The sequence below is a fragment of the Nonomuraea sediminis genome (assembly GCF_018531495.1).
In the GTDB taxonomy this organism is placed as follows: Bacteria; Actinomycetota; Actinomycetes; order Streptosporangiales; family Streptosporangiaceae; genus Nonomuraea; species Nonomuraea sediminis.
Window position 1 is genome coordinate 1 of sequence record NZ_JAHDTI010000001.1, and the last position, 14,629, is coordinate 14,629.

The 14,629-nt window shown below is 70.1% G+C and carries 6 protein-coding genes; 1 reads left to right on the top strand and 5 read right to left on the bottom strand.

Annotated features, from left to right (window positions below):
- Window positions 1-260 precede the first annotated feature (260 nt).
- Both KIK09_RS00005 and KIK09_RS00010 read right to left on the bottom strand, forming a co-directional pair.
- A complete protein-coding gene (locus KIK09_RS00005) occupies window positions 261-1,250 on the bottom strand; it encodes an aldo/keto reductase (protein ID WP_275955982.1) in 990 nt (329 codons plus the stop codon).
- Window positions 1,251-1,770: 520 nt separating this feature from the next.
- Window positions 1,771-2,937 carry an erythromycin esterase family protein gene (locus KIK09_RS00010; protein ID WP_214316514.1) on the bottom strand — a complete coding sequence of 389 codons (1,167 nt, stop codon included), beginning with the start codon at window positions 2,935-2,937 and terminating at the stop codon, window positions 1,771-1,773.
- A 439-nt stretch (window positions 2,938-3,376) separates the two neighbouring features.
- Here KIK09_RS00010 and KIK09_RS00015 point away from each other — a divergent pair, with 439 nt between their 5' ends.
- Window positions 3,377-4,759 (top strand): MFS transporter, encoded by a 1,383-nt coding sequence (locus tag KIK09_RS00015; RefSeq protein ID WP_214316515.1) that lies wholly within the window; start codon window positions 3,377-3,379, stop codon window positions 4,757-4,759.
- A 54-nt stretch (window positions 4,760-4,813) separates the two neighbouring features.
- On the opposite strand, the gene KIK09_RS00020 is transcribed toward KIK09_RS00015, so the two are convergent.
- The 3 genes from KIK09_RS00020 to KIK09_RS00030 are packed head-to-tail and all read right to left on the bottom strand — an operon-like array spanning window position 4,814 to window position 14,271.
- Window positions 4,814-11,206 carry a hypothetical protein gene (locus tag KIK09_RS00020; protein ID WP_214316516.1) on the bottom strand — a complete coding sequence of 2,131 codons (6,393 nt, stop codon included), beginning with the start codon at window positions 11,204-11,206 and terminating at the stop codon, window positions 4,814-4,816.
- Window positions 11,203-12,648 (bottom strand): hypothetical protein, encoded by a 1,446-nt coding sequence (locus tag KIK09_RS00025; RefSeq protein ID WP_214316517.1) that lies wholly within the window; start codon window positions 12,646-12,648, stop codon window positions 11,203-11,205. The genes KIK09_RS00020 and KIK09_RS00025 overlap by 4 nt, the downstream gene beginning before the upstream one ends.
- Window positions 12,649-12,660: 12 nt before the next feature.
- Window positions 12,661-14,271, bottom strand: a complete 1,611-nt coding sequence (locus tag KIK09_RS00030) for a ComEC/Rec2 family competence protein (RefSeq protein ID WP_214316518.1) — start codon at window positions 14,269-14,271, stop codon at window positions 12,661-12,663.
- Window positions 14,272-14,629: the final 358 nt, after the last annotated feature.

A 14,629-nucleotide genomic window follows, 5' to 3' on the forward strand; every position in this document is an offset into this window, starting at 1 on the left:
CTCCCGCCCTCACACCACCTCACCCCGCTTCCGCCCGCGAGCCCCCGCACCCCGCCCGCTCCTGGCACGCGGATCCCGCACACCCTCCTGCATCCGCGCCCTCACCTGCGGCCACCTGGGTCTTGCGCCTCGTGGGCGGGCCCGCCGTCGCTCAGCGGCGGCGGGGTGCGTCGCTCAGCGGTGGCGGACGGTGCGGCGCGATCCCTGGGTTGGGCAGGCGAAGGCCCCGGGTCGTGTGGGACCCGGGGCCGGGGGGATGGTCAGCGTTCGCTGTCGAGGTGGGCCATCTGGGGCTCGGCGTAGCGGGCGCCGGCGACCGCGTCCCGCGGGACGGCGGCCTCGATCGCGGCCAGGTCGGCGGCGGCCAGCCGTACGTCCAGGGCCCCGAGCGACTCGGCCAGCCGCTCGCGGCGGCGCGCCCCCACCAGCGGGACGATGTCGTCGCCCTGCGCCAGCACCCAGGCGATGGCCAGCTGCGCGACCGTCGCGCCCGTGCGTTCGGCGATGCCGCGCAGGGTCTCGACGAGGGCGAGGTTGTGCTCGAGGTTCGCCCCGGTGAAGCGCGGGCTCGCAGCCCTGAAGTCGCCGGCCGCCAGCGCCCTGTCGCCCGACCAGTGCCCGCTCAGCAGCCCCCGCGACAGCACGCCGTACGCGGTGATGCCGATCCCGAGCTCCCGGCAGGTCGGCAGGATCTCACCCTCGATCCCCCTGGACAGCAGCGAGTACTCGATCTGCAGATCAGAGATGGGGTGTACGGCATGCGCACGCCGGATCGTGTCGGCTCCGGCCTCGGACAGACCGATGTGGCGTACGTGCCCCTTCTTCACCTCCTCGGCGATCGCCCCGATGGTCTCCTCGATCGGTACGGCGGGGTCGACCCGGGCGATCCGGTAGACGTCCACGTGATCGGTGCGCAGCCGCCGCAGCGTGTACGCCAAGGAGGTGTGCACGGCCTGCGGGCGACCGTCGTAGCCGAGCCACGTGCCGTCGTAGTCGCGCTGCGCCCCGAACTTGACGCTGATCTGCACGCCGTCGCGGTCGCGCCCGCGCAGGGCGTCGTGGATGAGCAGCTCGTTGTGGCCCATCCCGTAGAAGTCACCGGTGTCGAGCAGCGTGATGCCCGCGTCGAGCGCCGCATGGATCGTCGCGATCGACTCGCCTTCATCGGCGGGCCCATACAGATCCGACATCCCCATACAACCAAGCCCAAGATCGGACACGCGCGGCCCGTTGGTTCCCAGAGTTCTCATGCACCCAAGTATCGCCTATCGAATGACAGATTTCAATTTCTGTCATCCCAACTCTGCCTAAAGCCGCCGACACCTGGCAGTGCGCGCCATGCCTCCTCACCTTCCGCGCACTCCTCGAACCCGCCAGGAAGTCGCCCCCTTGACACGCAGGGAAGGGGGCGCCCCGGTCCCGCTCAAGCTCGGCCACCTCTTCGCGCGCCGGGAAGGGCACCCTGGTCGCACTCAGCCCTGGCCAACTTCTTGACGTGCCGGGAAGGGGCACCCTGGTCGCGCTCGGCCTTGGCCAGCTCTTCACGTGCCGGGAAGGAGCCTCTTTCGGGGCGAGACACCGCGATGCCCAGATCTTCGGGAAGCCCTCGGTTCGTCGGCGTAGCCCGTTGCCGTCAGAGCGGGTCGGCGACCAGCCCGCACTGCAGTGGTCGCCTGGCGATTCCGGGTGCCGCCTTCGGTGAAGGGATGGGCGTGGATGGTGGGAGTGATGGGCGTGCGTGTCAGCAGAGGCTGACACGCACGCGCGCTGTCAACCTATCTTGACAGCCTGCTTGAGGAAGACGACTCCGTCGATCAGGTCGAGCTGGGCCGGGTCCAGCGGGAAGTACGCGAAATCGTGGGAGATGCGCGGGGCGGGTTTCGTGACGGCCTTGGCCAGGCGGCGGGCGTCGATGAGCGAGTGGTCCCACGGGAGCGTGGACAGGATGCCCTCGACGGAGTCCGGGGGCGGGGTGTTGTCGCCGGCCGTGCCGAGGGCCGAGGCCAGGAAGGCGTACCGGTCGCCCAGGTGCGCTTCGGCGATCGCCCCCGCGCTCCACCACTCCAGTTGCTGGTCGCCGAACGACATGAAGGTCTTGTTCCGCTGCAGGTGGAGGTTGCTGGCGAAGACCAGGGCCGGGCCGTTCTCGGCGACGGCACGCAGGTTGGCCGCCATCATCGCGTCCCGCAGCGCCGACAGCCGGGTCCACCGTGCCGGGGAAGCGTCGGCCATCCAGTAGTGGTAGCGCAGCAGGCCGGTGGCGGTGCGCGCGTACAGTGCCGCCCGCTCCCTGTCCTCCGCGCTCAGCTGCGGCATTTGCGTGTCGAGCAGCGCCACCAGGTCGTCGGCGATCAGTCGCAGCCGCTGGGCGTCGGCGGACTGGCCGATCGACTGGGACGGATCCATGGCCGAGGCCTCGTTCGCCCACCGGTCGTCGGGGCCCAGCAGCGTGTCGAGGGTTTCCCTGGTGACCACGGTGCCGGGGAGCGGGCCGTCGAGGAGGTCGTAGAGGCCGGTGAGCGCCTGGCGCGGGCTCGCCGCCCAATACTCCAGAGGACCGTCGAACCCGAAGAACCGGAGCTTTTCGTCGTGTTCCTCGTTGTAGGCCCGCATCCAGCGCACGAGCTCGCGGTTGGCGGGGAACGAGCCGAAGTTGTGGCTGAAGCCGCGTTCCATGACGTCATCGAGCGTGCCCGCGCCCGTCGCGATGTAGTCGTCGACCACGAGGCCCATGAGGCAGTCGCTCTCGATGGCGAACGATCGGTAGCCCTCGTGCTCGACCAGATGCCGGAAGATCTCGTTGCGCAGCTCGCCCAGTTCCCCCACGAAGTGCCTGGCCTCGCCCAGGCCGAGCACCAGGGGCTTGGCGGGAAGCGACCGGAGGAATGCCGAGACGCCCGCGCCATCGAGCAGCCGGGCCGTGTCCTTGATATCCATACCTTCAACGGTATCGTTGAAGCCTCCATGTAAACTTTTCGCCGAATTCCCGGCCTTCTTGGCACTGAACCTTCAATCGATGGTGCACCTATGAGGCCAGTGGTCGCGAGCACGGCCGGGCCCCTGAACGCGCCCTCACGGCTATCGCACCTACACACCGCTACACACGCAAGCCCTGCGCGCGTTACTCCAGGTCCGTCGAGGCCGCGCCGGCGAGAGGCATCGTTCCATCGAGGCTTGAGGCTTTCTCGTCCACCGTCCACGGCAGGCGGCGGAAAAGTCTCCGGGGACCGTTCAACGACAGCCTTGAAGGCATGAGTTCTGACGACCACGAACAGCCCCCCATCGAGACATTCGTCCCGCCGCTGCGCCGCGGACCGGCCGCCCGGCCACGGCCCAGCGGCTCCGAACCCGCTCAACGACGCGTGGGGGTGAGCGCGTGAGCCTCACCTCGACCTCCGCCCCGCCTGCGTGGCGGGAGTTGCTGGGCCGGGAGCATCTCGGCGCGGCGATCGTGCTGGCCGGCGGAGTGCTCGTCGGCGCGATCAACATCTACCTGGCGGCGAGCCTGCTGCCGACCGCGGTGGCCGAGCTCGGCGGCGCGAGTTTCTACGCCTGGAACATGACGATCTACCTCGTCGCCATGGTGATCGCGACGATGCTCACTGGCCGGCTCCTGTCCCGATGGGGGAACGTCGGCGCCTACCTCCTCGGCTTCGCCACGTTCACCGCGGGCTCGCTGGCCTGCGCGGTGAGCCCGGCGATGGCGGTGCTCCTGGCTTCCAGGGGCGTCCAGGGACTGGGTGCCGGGCTGCTGTCCGGGCTGGGGTTCGCCGTCATCCGAGCGGCGCTGCCGGCCCGGCTCTGGACACGCGGCACCGCGCTGATGTCGGCGATGTACGGCGTCGGCAACTTCGCCGGCCCGGCGATCGGCGGCCTGTTCGCCCAGGTCGGCTCGTGGCGGCTGGCGTTCGGGGCGATGGCGCTGATCGGGGCCGTGTGCGGCGCGATCGTGCCTCGGGCGCTGCCGCGCAGCGAACGCGGCACCAGGCGGGTGCCGATCCCGGCCGTGTCGCTGCTGCTGTTGACGGCCGCGGCCGGCGCGGTGAGCGTGGCGGGGGTCGTGGCCGGCACGCCGTCGAAGGCCGCCGGTATCGGGGTGGCGCTGCTGCTGATGGCCGGGTTCGTCGTCCACGAGCGGCGCGGCGAGCTGCGGGTCTTCCCGCGTACGACCTATCAGAGGGGGTCGTCGTTGAAGTGGGTCTACCTGACGCTCGGGCTGCTGGCCTTCGGCGTCGCGGCCGAGTCGTTCCTGCCTCTGTTCGGCCAGCGGCTGGCCGGGCTGCCGCCCCTGGTGGCGGGGTTCTTCGCCGCGGCCATCTCGCTCGGCTGGTCGGTGACCCAGATCGGCAGCTCGTCGGTGACCGGGCACCGGGCCGTGCGGCGGCTGCGCGTGCTCGGCCCGGTGCTGCTGGCCGCGGGCCTTGTCGTTCAGGGGCTGCTGCAGCGCGAGGACACGCCGATGTGGCTGGTGCTCGTGTGGGTGCCGGTGCTGTTCGTCGCCGGGGCGGGAATCGGTCTCGCCTACCCGCACCTGTCCGTGGCCGCCATGTCCAGCACCCAGGATCCGGAGGAAGGCGGACGGGCGGCGGCGGCGATCGCCACCGTGACGAGCCTGTCGATCGCGTTCGGCACGGCGGTGGCCGGGGTCCTGGTCAACCTGGGCGGCGCCTCGATGCTCGACGCGGCCAGGAACGTGCTGTTCGGGCTCGCGGTCATCTGCGCGACCGGCGCCCTCAGCGCCCATGCCGCCAATCGATGACGCCGCTGGATCTCGCTGAAGAGAAAACCGGCGCCCAGCGTGGACCACCGGGCACTAGCCGAAGACGGCCGCCGCCTGGTTCACCTCGATCAGCCCGAGATCGGCCACCGTCGTGACGAGGTGTTCGAGCAGCGTGCGCGAGGCGCTGTCGTAGCCGGGAAGGGCGAGCCAGCCGCTCTCGGCGGACACCGCGTACGCGTTGGCGATACGGTCCTCCGAGACGCCGGTGGCGAGGTCGCCGCAGCGCCCTGACTCGGTGGTGCAGGAGCCGCCGACGGGGTTGCCGAGCGCCAGGAGGAGCTGCCAGCCGCCCCACTCCTCGAAGACCCGCACGCCGAGGAGGTCACCGGCGACGTCGGTGAAGACGGTGGACGGCAGCGCGTCGTTCGTGGCCAGGGCGTTGAGAAGGTTGCGCAGGGCGCCCCAGACGACGGAGGTGCGTGCGTCGGCGGTGCTGTCGGGGCTGATCGCCGACGCACCGTCGGCCATCGTCGCGTAGGCGTCGTGCAGTTGGCCGTGCAGGCTGAGCTGTCCGGCTAGGCGAGCGAGCGCGGCGAGGGTGCCGACGGTGCCGCGCGGGACGACGCACCAGTCCTCGGCGGCTGGATAGCGGGCCATGGTGACCCTGGTGACGCCGGCGATCTTGGGGTCGTCGGCGCGAAGCGCCAGGTAGATCGGCAGCTCGATGGAATCGGACCAGGCGGGTGCCACCTCCTCGTGGGAGATCGACACCTGGGCGACGACGCCGGCGCCGGGATTCCAGGTGGAGGAGTCGAATTCGGCGCGGGTGCGGTTCGTCTCCATGACCATGACCTGATCGCCCGAGGCGTCGAGGAAGCGCAGGAGATACTGGCGGAAGCCGTCGACCGGCTCCCAGGTGAAGACGACCGTGGTGCCGTCGTCCGCCACGGTGAGGTTGGCCGGGATGTTCGACGCCACGGGTGGCGTCACCTCGTACGTCACGGGGCCACCCCACTCGCCGGGCAGTTCGGCGGCGCGCAGCGCGCGGATGCGCACCTCGTAGGTCGCGGCCTGCATCGGGAGGACCTCGACGCGGGCCTCGGTGGCGTCGGCGGCGAGCTGCTGATCGATGACGGCCGTCCCGTCGTCGGCACGCGTGACGAGAACCCGGTAGCCGTCCGGCGTGGACGCGCCGTCCGGTTGCAGCCAGGTGATCACGAGGTACGGCGCCTCGTACGCGATGATCGGATGCGGTGGGGCGGTCCTGGTCAGGCTCGCCTCGACCCACGCGCCGACCTCGTTGCCGCGTACGCCGCGGACGCGGCAGACATACCGGCCGTACGCGCTGAGCGCGTCGGGGCCCGCGGCGACGGACGCGCTCAGCGCGAAGTCGGCGTAGGCGGAGCCGATGACGTGGCCGTCGGGCGCCACGACCTGGAAGGTGTATCCCGCGGCGTAGCGCGAGGGGCCCCAGGCGGCGGTGAAGCGGGTGCCGTCGTAGGCGAACCGGCTGATCACGGGCGCTTCCGGCGCCGGGTTCTGCTGCGTGCCGCCACCGGACGAGCCGGAACCGGAGCCGCTGGACGAGCCCCCGCCTGACGAGCCACCACCGGAGGAGCCTGAAGAACCGCCGCCGGAGCTGTGGTGGCTGAGCGCGGCGCTCACAGCCGCGGTGAGCGCCGCGCCCGTCACCATCGCCGCGCCTCCGGCGGCCACGACGGCGTCGAACGCCGCCTCCGCGGCCGCGCTGACGGCGGCGTCGACCAGTCCCTGGCAGGCCAGCTGGAGTCCCGCTTTCGCGGCCTGCTCGGCGGCGACGACGCCGAGCATGATCGAGATCGCCTCGGAGTCGGCCAGCAGGTCGCGCACGATCGCCTCGCCCAGCGCCGTCACGCCGTGAGCGAGCGCCTCGGGCAGGTCGGCCCAGGTCGTGACGATCGGTATCGGAACCGGCAGCGGCCGCAGCGAAACGGACAGGAACGGGTTGCCGGCGACGGACAGCTCGTAGGACCCGGTCAGCTCGAAGAGCAGGTTCGTGCCGTCCAGCCGTACCGTGGGACGCAGGCGCCACCTGGTCTGGAACACCTCGTTCAGCACCACGTCGGCGAGCGCGCCGCACCCCTTGGACAGGTCCGACAGCGACCGGATGACCTCCATGAAGTCGACCAGGTCGCGGACCCAGTCGAACCCCGGCCAGTCGTCGATCCTGAACTCGGCCGAGTCGTCCCCGTGGTCGACGTAGACGAACGAGCAGCGCAGCGTGCCGAAAGGATCGAGCCTGCCGGGCGCCTGCAGGGTCCCGCGGTAGGTCGTCGGCCCGTCCGTCGCGCTCTGCACGGACACCGACGCGTCGATGAACGGCTGGCCGAGGAAGCTGACGCCGGTCGTGAGCCGGAACAGGTTGTCCACGGTCCTGATGGTGACGACGGGCGGCCCGGTGAGCTGGACCACGACCAGGTCGAGGGGTTCCCGCAGGGCGATCTGCGCTTCGACGCCGCTGTAGTGCCCGTTCACCTTCACGATGGACACGAGCGTGTCGAGCGTGATCGAGGTGATCAGCGTCAGCCGTACGCTCGCGCCGATCGTGAAGCCCGCCGGGATCGGCGTCCCCGCGTAGGTCGTCTCGGCCGCGGCGTAGCTGATCCGGCTGCCGCGGAGCACCGTCACCTCGAGGAAGTCGCTGGGCCAGCTCCCTCCGGGAACGCACTGCGCGATGAAGGCGCCGATGGGCAGGTCGTCGTCGAGCGTGGCGTGGAACAGCGCCGACTGCCCGTCCACGAGCGCGATCGCCGCGGTCGTCCGGACGCCGCCGATCGTGACGTGGCCGCGCAGCGCGTAGAACGACGTCGTGGTGGGCGACCACGTGTAGGCGACGGCCAGTTCGAGGCCGGAGACGACGATGCCGGGCAGCTCGAACGGGTTGCTGATCGTGTCGCCGGAGGGGCCGACGGTCGAGGTGAGGCCGGTGTCGGTGATGGCGAGGTGGATGTCGAAGCGGTAATCCGCGTCGAAGATCCCGGTGAGCGCGGCGGTCGCGTCGAGTGTCAGCGTGTTCGCCAGCGCCGGTGTGTAGGCCAGCCGTACGCCGGTGAAAGCGATCGTGCCCGCGACCACGATGTCCGGCAGGAGCGCGCCGAACGTGCTGCGCGTGCCGACGCGGTCCACCAGCGCGTACAGCCGTACGGCGTCGCCGGTCGTGGAGCCGATCTTCAGGATGTTGGCCGGGAGGCCGAAGGAGAAGTCGAGATCGGCGAACGCGTACACGCCCGCCGTGAGCGCCGTCTGCGGATCGTCACCGCTCGGGTACGGCGACGCCGTCCCCGATCCCACCGCCTGGAGGGCGGACTGGACGACGGTCGCGACGTCGCCCAGCGTCTGCCCGGCCGGGAGGTCGCAGACGACGGCGAACGCCTGCCGCACGCGCAGCACGTCGTCGACGACCCGCAGCGCGGGGAACAGGTCGCCGAAGCGGAATCCGTCGGCGAGTGTCAGCGACACCGCGTAGGCCCACCGCCCGCCCACCTGCGCGCAGTAGGCCAGCGCCTGCGCCGTCGCCGCCGTGCCGTACCCGACGGCTCCGGCGAGCAGGAAGCGCTCGCCGGTCAGGTCCAGCCAGAACGCGGCCTCGGTGAAGCGGCCGAGCGCGAGGTCGGCGGGCACGACGGCGTCCCAGGTCCCAGGTCCGATGCTGGTGACGGCGGGGAGGTTGACCGTGCCCGCGGTCGAGGCCTGCCCGGTGATGATCGTGGGGGTGCCGGCCTGGCCGAGCGCGACGGTGACCTCGGCGATGATCCCGGCGAAGGTGAACACGCCGGTGATGGCCGCGGTGAGGGGTTCGTCCTCGCCCTCGACGTCAATGCGCCCGCCGATGGCCAGGATGTCGAGGGACACGGCGCCGAAGCCGATGGTCCAGTCGGTGAGCATGAGGCCGGCGAAGTGGAGTTCGCCGAGGTCGGGGACGGCGGTGACCTCCGCGGAGGCGATGGTGATCGAGGACGGCAGGCCGTGGGCGAGGGCGTCGGCGGGCAACGCGAACCCGGCCGATGCCGACAGGGTGGTGAGCGCGCCGATGAGGTCGATGGTCAGGCCGTCCACCAGGTCGCCGGTGAAGGTCCACGGCGCGCCGCCGCCCGGGGTGGAGGCGGTGACGCCGATCCGGACACCGCCGATGGTGAGGATGCCGTTGACGTCGGCGACGACGTTGGCGGCCGACACCGGCTCGGTGAGCGCCAGGTCGGCGCCGACCTCGGTGAGCGACAGCATGCCGGGGACGACGGTCCACAGGTCCTCGGCGTAGAAGCTGAAGCCGAACCCGCGGTAGCTTCCGTCCTCGTCGAACTCGGCCCACACGTCGGCCAGGTCGAAGCCCTGCGCCAGCGGCAGCCGGTCGGGCAGCCCGCCCCCGGCGGCGCCTCCGGGGTTCAGCCAGGCGTCGAGCTGCGCCAGCCCGGGGACGTGGACGACCTCCGCGTAGGCGGCGCGCACCAGCCAGCCCTCGCCGGCGTCCTTGATCAGGCTCGCGTCGGTGCGGAGGCCGACGATGACGACGGTCCCCAGGATGCGTCCCGACACGCCCGCGCCGCTGTCGAACCGTAGGTACGCGTCGAAGTCCTCCAGCACGAGCCCGTCGGGGACGACCACCCACGGCGCGGCCGAGGCGATGCCGACCACGAGCCTGGCGAGCTTCAGGTCGCCGGGGTCGAAGGCGAGCTCCAGACCGGTGATGTCGAGGTCGCCGAGCGTGGCCAGGCCCGGCGGCAGGGCGGGGGCCGCGCCGAGCGTGGCCAGCAGGTCGGCCAGGCTCGGCAGGTGGATCCGGCTGCCCGGCTCGAGTTCCGCCGTCCACAGCGCGCCGCGTCGGACCGGCGCGGACAGGCTCACGCTCATGTCGGTGCCGGCGACGCCGATCGTGCCTTCGATCTCGGCGACGGGCGACCAGTCCAGGTCCGCGGCCAGCCGTACGTGGACGGTCCAGTCGCGCAGGCTGAACGGCCCGGCGTTCCAGGTCCTGGTCTGGCCGATCGTGAAGGCGACGGCGAGGAGCTCGACGGCTTCGGGGTCGATGACGAGCGAGGCGTCGAGGATGCCGATGCCGGGGTCGAGGCTCATCGGGAGGATCGCGGCGACGTGCGTCATGTCGGTGCCGGCGGCGGCGGTGATCGCGTCGGGAGTGATGGCGCTGGTGATCGCGACGGTCCAGGGCTGGTCGGCGTAGGCGCCCGCGGTGACCTCGTAGCGCGACTCGCCGAGCCGGACCGTTCCGTGGACCACGACGGACCCGCCGGGGTCGTAGCCGGTCAGGTTGTGCAGCTCGGCGGTGACGTGGAAGCCGGACAGCGTCACCCCCGGCGCCAGGGTGACGCTCCCGTCGCCGAAGTCCACCGTCACGGTGGTCACGGACGGCGTGCCGCGTGGTGACAGGCCGATCGACAGGTCCCTGACCTGGACGCCGAGCAGGTCGAGCAGCGGCTGCGGCAATCGGCCCGCGACGCCGGTGAGGCCACAGGCGTCCAGCACCTGCGCGGCGCTGCCGGGCGGCACCTCCGCGACGCGTAAGGCCGCCTTCTCGCTGACCAACGTCGGCAGGTCCAGGGTCCCGGTGACGGCCGTCTCGCCGAACTGGAGCGTTCCGGTGATCGTGACGCCGCGTTCGGTCATCGTGACCTGGCCGCCGGTCATGGTCAGCGGCGGGAGGCCGACGCGTTCGATCATGAGCGGGCCGGCCGCGCTCTCCCCCGCCCAGGTGAACGTCCCGTCGGCGTTCACCGGACCGCCGACGCGCACGCCCGGCGCGTTGTCCGGGTCCGGCCACAGGTCGGGCGGCACCGGCAGTTCCGCCGTGAACGTCGTGCCCGCCCCGGTGTCCACGGTGAAGACCTGCTCGCGCAGGCCGAGGTAGTCGTAGTCTTCCGGCAGGTCGGGCCAAGTGTCCGCGAGCAGGTAGCCGTCGGGTGGCGTGGCCGTCCACAACGCTTCGACCTGCCCGTCCGCGACCGTGAAGACCACGAAGGCCGCGGTGTCCACGTCGCCGGTGACCGCCTGCGACCTGCCTCCGAGCGTCAGCGCCGTCGCGGTGAGCACGGACTCGTCCTGGGCTGTCATCGTGAACGGGGCGATCGCCGTGTCCCTGCCGACGACGTCCGCGCCGAACACGTAGGTGTATCCGCCCTTGTCGTCGGGCGCCCTGGCCGCCTCCAGGCGGGTACGCAGCGCCGCGAGGATCTCGGCCGTGTCGTAGGGGACGGTGAAGCGCACCGGGTCGCTCGGCACGCCGACCGGGGTGACGACCGCCGTGTAGGTGGCGCCGTGCACCGGGGTGAAGTCGCACACGCGCGGCGAGACGTCCACGTCCGCCTGGTCGACGAACCTGCCATCGGCGTCCCGGACCACGACGCGGTACTGGAAGGCGCCGGTGACCCCGGTCCACGACACCACGAGCCGCCCGTCGACATACTCGACTGTAACGACCGGCCCGCCGTCGCTCATGGGCTCTCCTCCGGTGTGTATTCGTCGACCTCGTCGACGGTGGCGTTCTTCGCGTCGGACGGCAGGTAGCGCAGCGTCCGGTAGGCGGGATAGCCGTCGCGGCGCACGGCCGCCATCGTGAAGTAGGAGGTGTCGACCTTCATGTCCTTGGTCTCCGGCTTCGTGACCAGGTCGGTCATCCTCTGGCCGATGTCGTCCATCGACAGCGTCACGGTCTCCGCGGGCGTGCGCACCGCGGTGAGCTCGAGCGCTCGGCGGGCCGGGTCGTACTGCATCAGCGCGCCCCATCGGAAGGCCGCGATGGCCGTCAGATGGCTTCCCCGCGTCTCCTTCACCGGCTTCCCGCACAGGATCGTGGTGTAGGCGATCTCGATGGCGAACTCCTCGAACTCCAACGCGTACAGCGGACGGTCGTAGCCGCCGTTGCCCCTGCCGGGCGGCGCCTTCAGCACCAGGTCCTTGGCCTGCTTGGTGGCGATCTGGTAGGCGGCGATCCGGCCGAACAGGTCGGCGACGAGCCTGCTCCTGGTGGACTCGACGTCGAAGGGCGAGATGCGGTAGACGGGGATGTCGTACGACATGCTTTGCCACAGCGCGGGCGGCACGACGTAGGTCGGGCGGAAGTCCTCGGAGTCGGGCAGCTCGATCAGCACGTAACCGCCGATCGCGCGCACGACGAACTGGCCGGGCGGGATCGAGTCGGTCTCGGCCTCACCGGGGACCGGCATCTCGACGTCGTCGTCTCCGGCGGGCTCGGTTTCGGTGAGTAACTCCCTGATGACGGTCTTGTACGGCTCCTCGCCGACCACGCTGGTCACGCTCGCGTACGGCTCGTCGTCGCCGATCATCAGCTTGAGGTCGTCGGGGGTGAGCAGCTCCCCGCAGACGTCGGCGACGATCGTGGCGTACCGGGACTCGTTGTCCGGCGGTGTCTCGGGGCCGGGCGGCGGCGTCGTGGACTTGGGCGAGGCCTTCTTGCGCAGCAGGGACCCGTTCGGCTGGGGGTGCTGGTAGAAGTCGTTGACGGCGAGGAACAGGTCGCGCAGCGAGCCGTTGAAGGCATAGAACGGGTCCATCGCCCCGATGGCCCGCAGGTCGGCCGGTCCCATCATGTCGACGAAGCGGAGGGTCTTGTCGTTCACGACGTACGGCCGGCGATCGGCCAGCCGCGGGTCGAACACCCACGGCGGGATCGGCACCCCGCGGAAGAGTATCTCGGCAAGCTGCACGTACCCGACATGCAGGTATTCCTTGAGGCCCCGCGGCGCGAACGCCGGATCGTAGACGGCCCGCATCACGGGCACGTCGAACGCGTCGTCGAAGGCGACCCAGTGCGGGCCGACGCGCTTCAGCCAGGTGCCGAGCCGGGTCGAGTCCGTTCCCGCGCGGGTCAGGCCGGTGGCGTACCAGGCGTCGTCCTTCTTCTCCGGCGTCAGAGTCATGCCCGGGGCCTCCTACGGGTCGAGCGTGTGCACGTAAGGACCGATCAGGTACGCGCCCTTTTCCCGCGGCGAGTTCTTGGGTTCTCCGGCGCGGGCCTTGGTGTTCGTCGTCTTTTCTGTGGTCTTCGCGCCGTTCCCGAACACCTGGACGCGCAGGGCGGTGCTCTTCGTGGCCTTGCGGACGTCGACGATCGAGCCGTCGATCGGGCGCAGCACGATGTCGCCGATCTGCTTGGTGGCGGCGGCGGGCACCATCGAGAACGTCTTTTTGACGAACTTCTTCTTTTTGCCGTCTTTCTTCGTCACCGTGTACGTGTCGGTGATCTCAGTGACGTAGATCGCGTCGACCTTGTTCTTCGCGGTGCCGCCGCCGCGCTTGTCCCACGTGGGGTTGGTGGCCTTGTCGCACCGGAACATCACCGCGGGCGTCGGGTGCCCGTGGTGCTTGGCCCGCGGCCCCGTGGACATGAGCACGATCCGGGGCCGCACCGTGGCCAGGAAGTAGGTGTCCACGCTGGAAGCGCTGGCGTGGTGGCTGGCCTTCATCACCGTGCAGTGGCCGGCGTTCGGGAACCAGTCCTTGTCCTTGGCCCAGCTCGCCTTCGCCTCGAGCGACTTCTCCATGGCCGGGCCGAGGATTTTCTCGACGTCGCCGTGTGTGCCGGAGCCCGGTGTGCTCTTCTTGGGCATCTTGGCCTTCCCGGTGTTGCCGCCGCCCTCCATCCCGTCGCCGGCGATGTCGCCTCCATGGAAGTACCGGAAGGACCCGTATTCCAGGACGAAGCAGAGCGACCTGTCGTTCTCGTCCCACAGCTTCTTGCCGTCCTTCTTTTTCTTCACCTTGGACGGGACGGGTTGGAGCGTTCCCTTGTCCTTGCCGGTCTTCTCGTAGACGGCGGCCCCCGCGGCCAGCATCGTGATCGTGATGGGGATCGGCTCGCCCTTGTACGAGACGCCGTCGCCGAACTCGATGACGAGGGGTTTCTTCGTCGTGGTTTTCGCCGCGAGCAGGACCTGGTGCTTGGTCGCCTTGAGGACCTGCATCCCGCCCTCGGCGATCTCCACCACCTTCGAATCGGCGCCCACCGCCAAGTCGAAGGCCTGCCAGAACAGCGGCATGTTCTTGGTGCGTGGGGTCCTGGGGTGCTTGCGCGGGCTGCAGTAGATGTACTTGGGCGGGTATCTCACTTTCCACTTGGTCTTGATGATGTCCTTCAGGTCGACCCCGCCGGCAGGCGGCTCGACGAACACCGTGCGCAGTCCTTGGTCGTGGTCGTCGTGGAAGTGGCTGACCATCACCGAGAAGTTCTCGACGACCTCCCCCTTGTTGCCGGGGTCCACCACGCCGTACTCCTCGAGCGCGATCACGATGGCGTCGCCGACGAAGTCGTCACCGCCGTCCACCAGCAGGCAGTTCTTCACGGTGCCCAGCAGGCTGACATCGTTGGCGACGGCGAACGGCATCCAGTCGATGGGGTCCGCGGGAACACCGGTGAGGGCGGGGGTGACGGCGTCGATCTTCTCCTTGACCTTGTCGACATCCCTCAGGATGATCATCACGGAGTCGCCGTGGCTGACGTTGAGCATGTGGATCTCAAGGCAGGCGCTGTCGGGCACGGGCATCTCGTCTCCGCAGATCAGCCCCGATTTACGTCACCGCGCACTTCGACCATACGTGGGCATATCACCCGAGTCGACGTCCGGATGCGGCCACCCAAGTCCTACCGGCACCATTATGCGGTGTCCCATTCTGGCCACGGTGGCGGGCTGGCCCGGCACTGGGAACGGGGAGATGATTCCCGCGAGGAATCCAATTCGTCTCGTTCGAGCTTGTCGAAACTCGGCTGCGTGCCCCTCTTTTCTTTCCAGAGGAATGGGGCTTGTTTGACGCCCGTAACAAAGCGCCGCATCGGCGTCGGCTCCGCGACATTTCGTCGAGTGGAGAGAAGTCTCCCGCCGGAAAGGTGATGACTTTACGTGT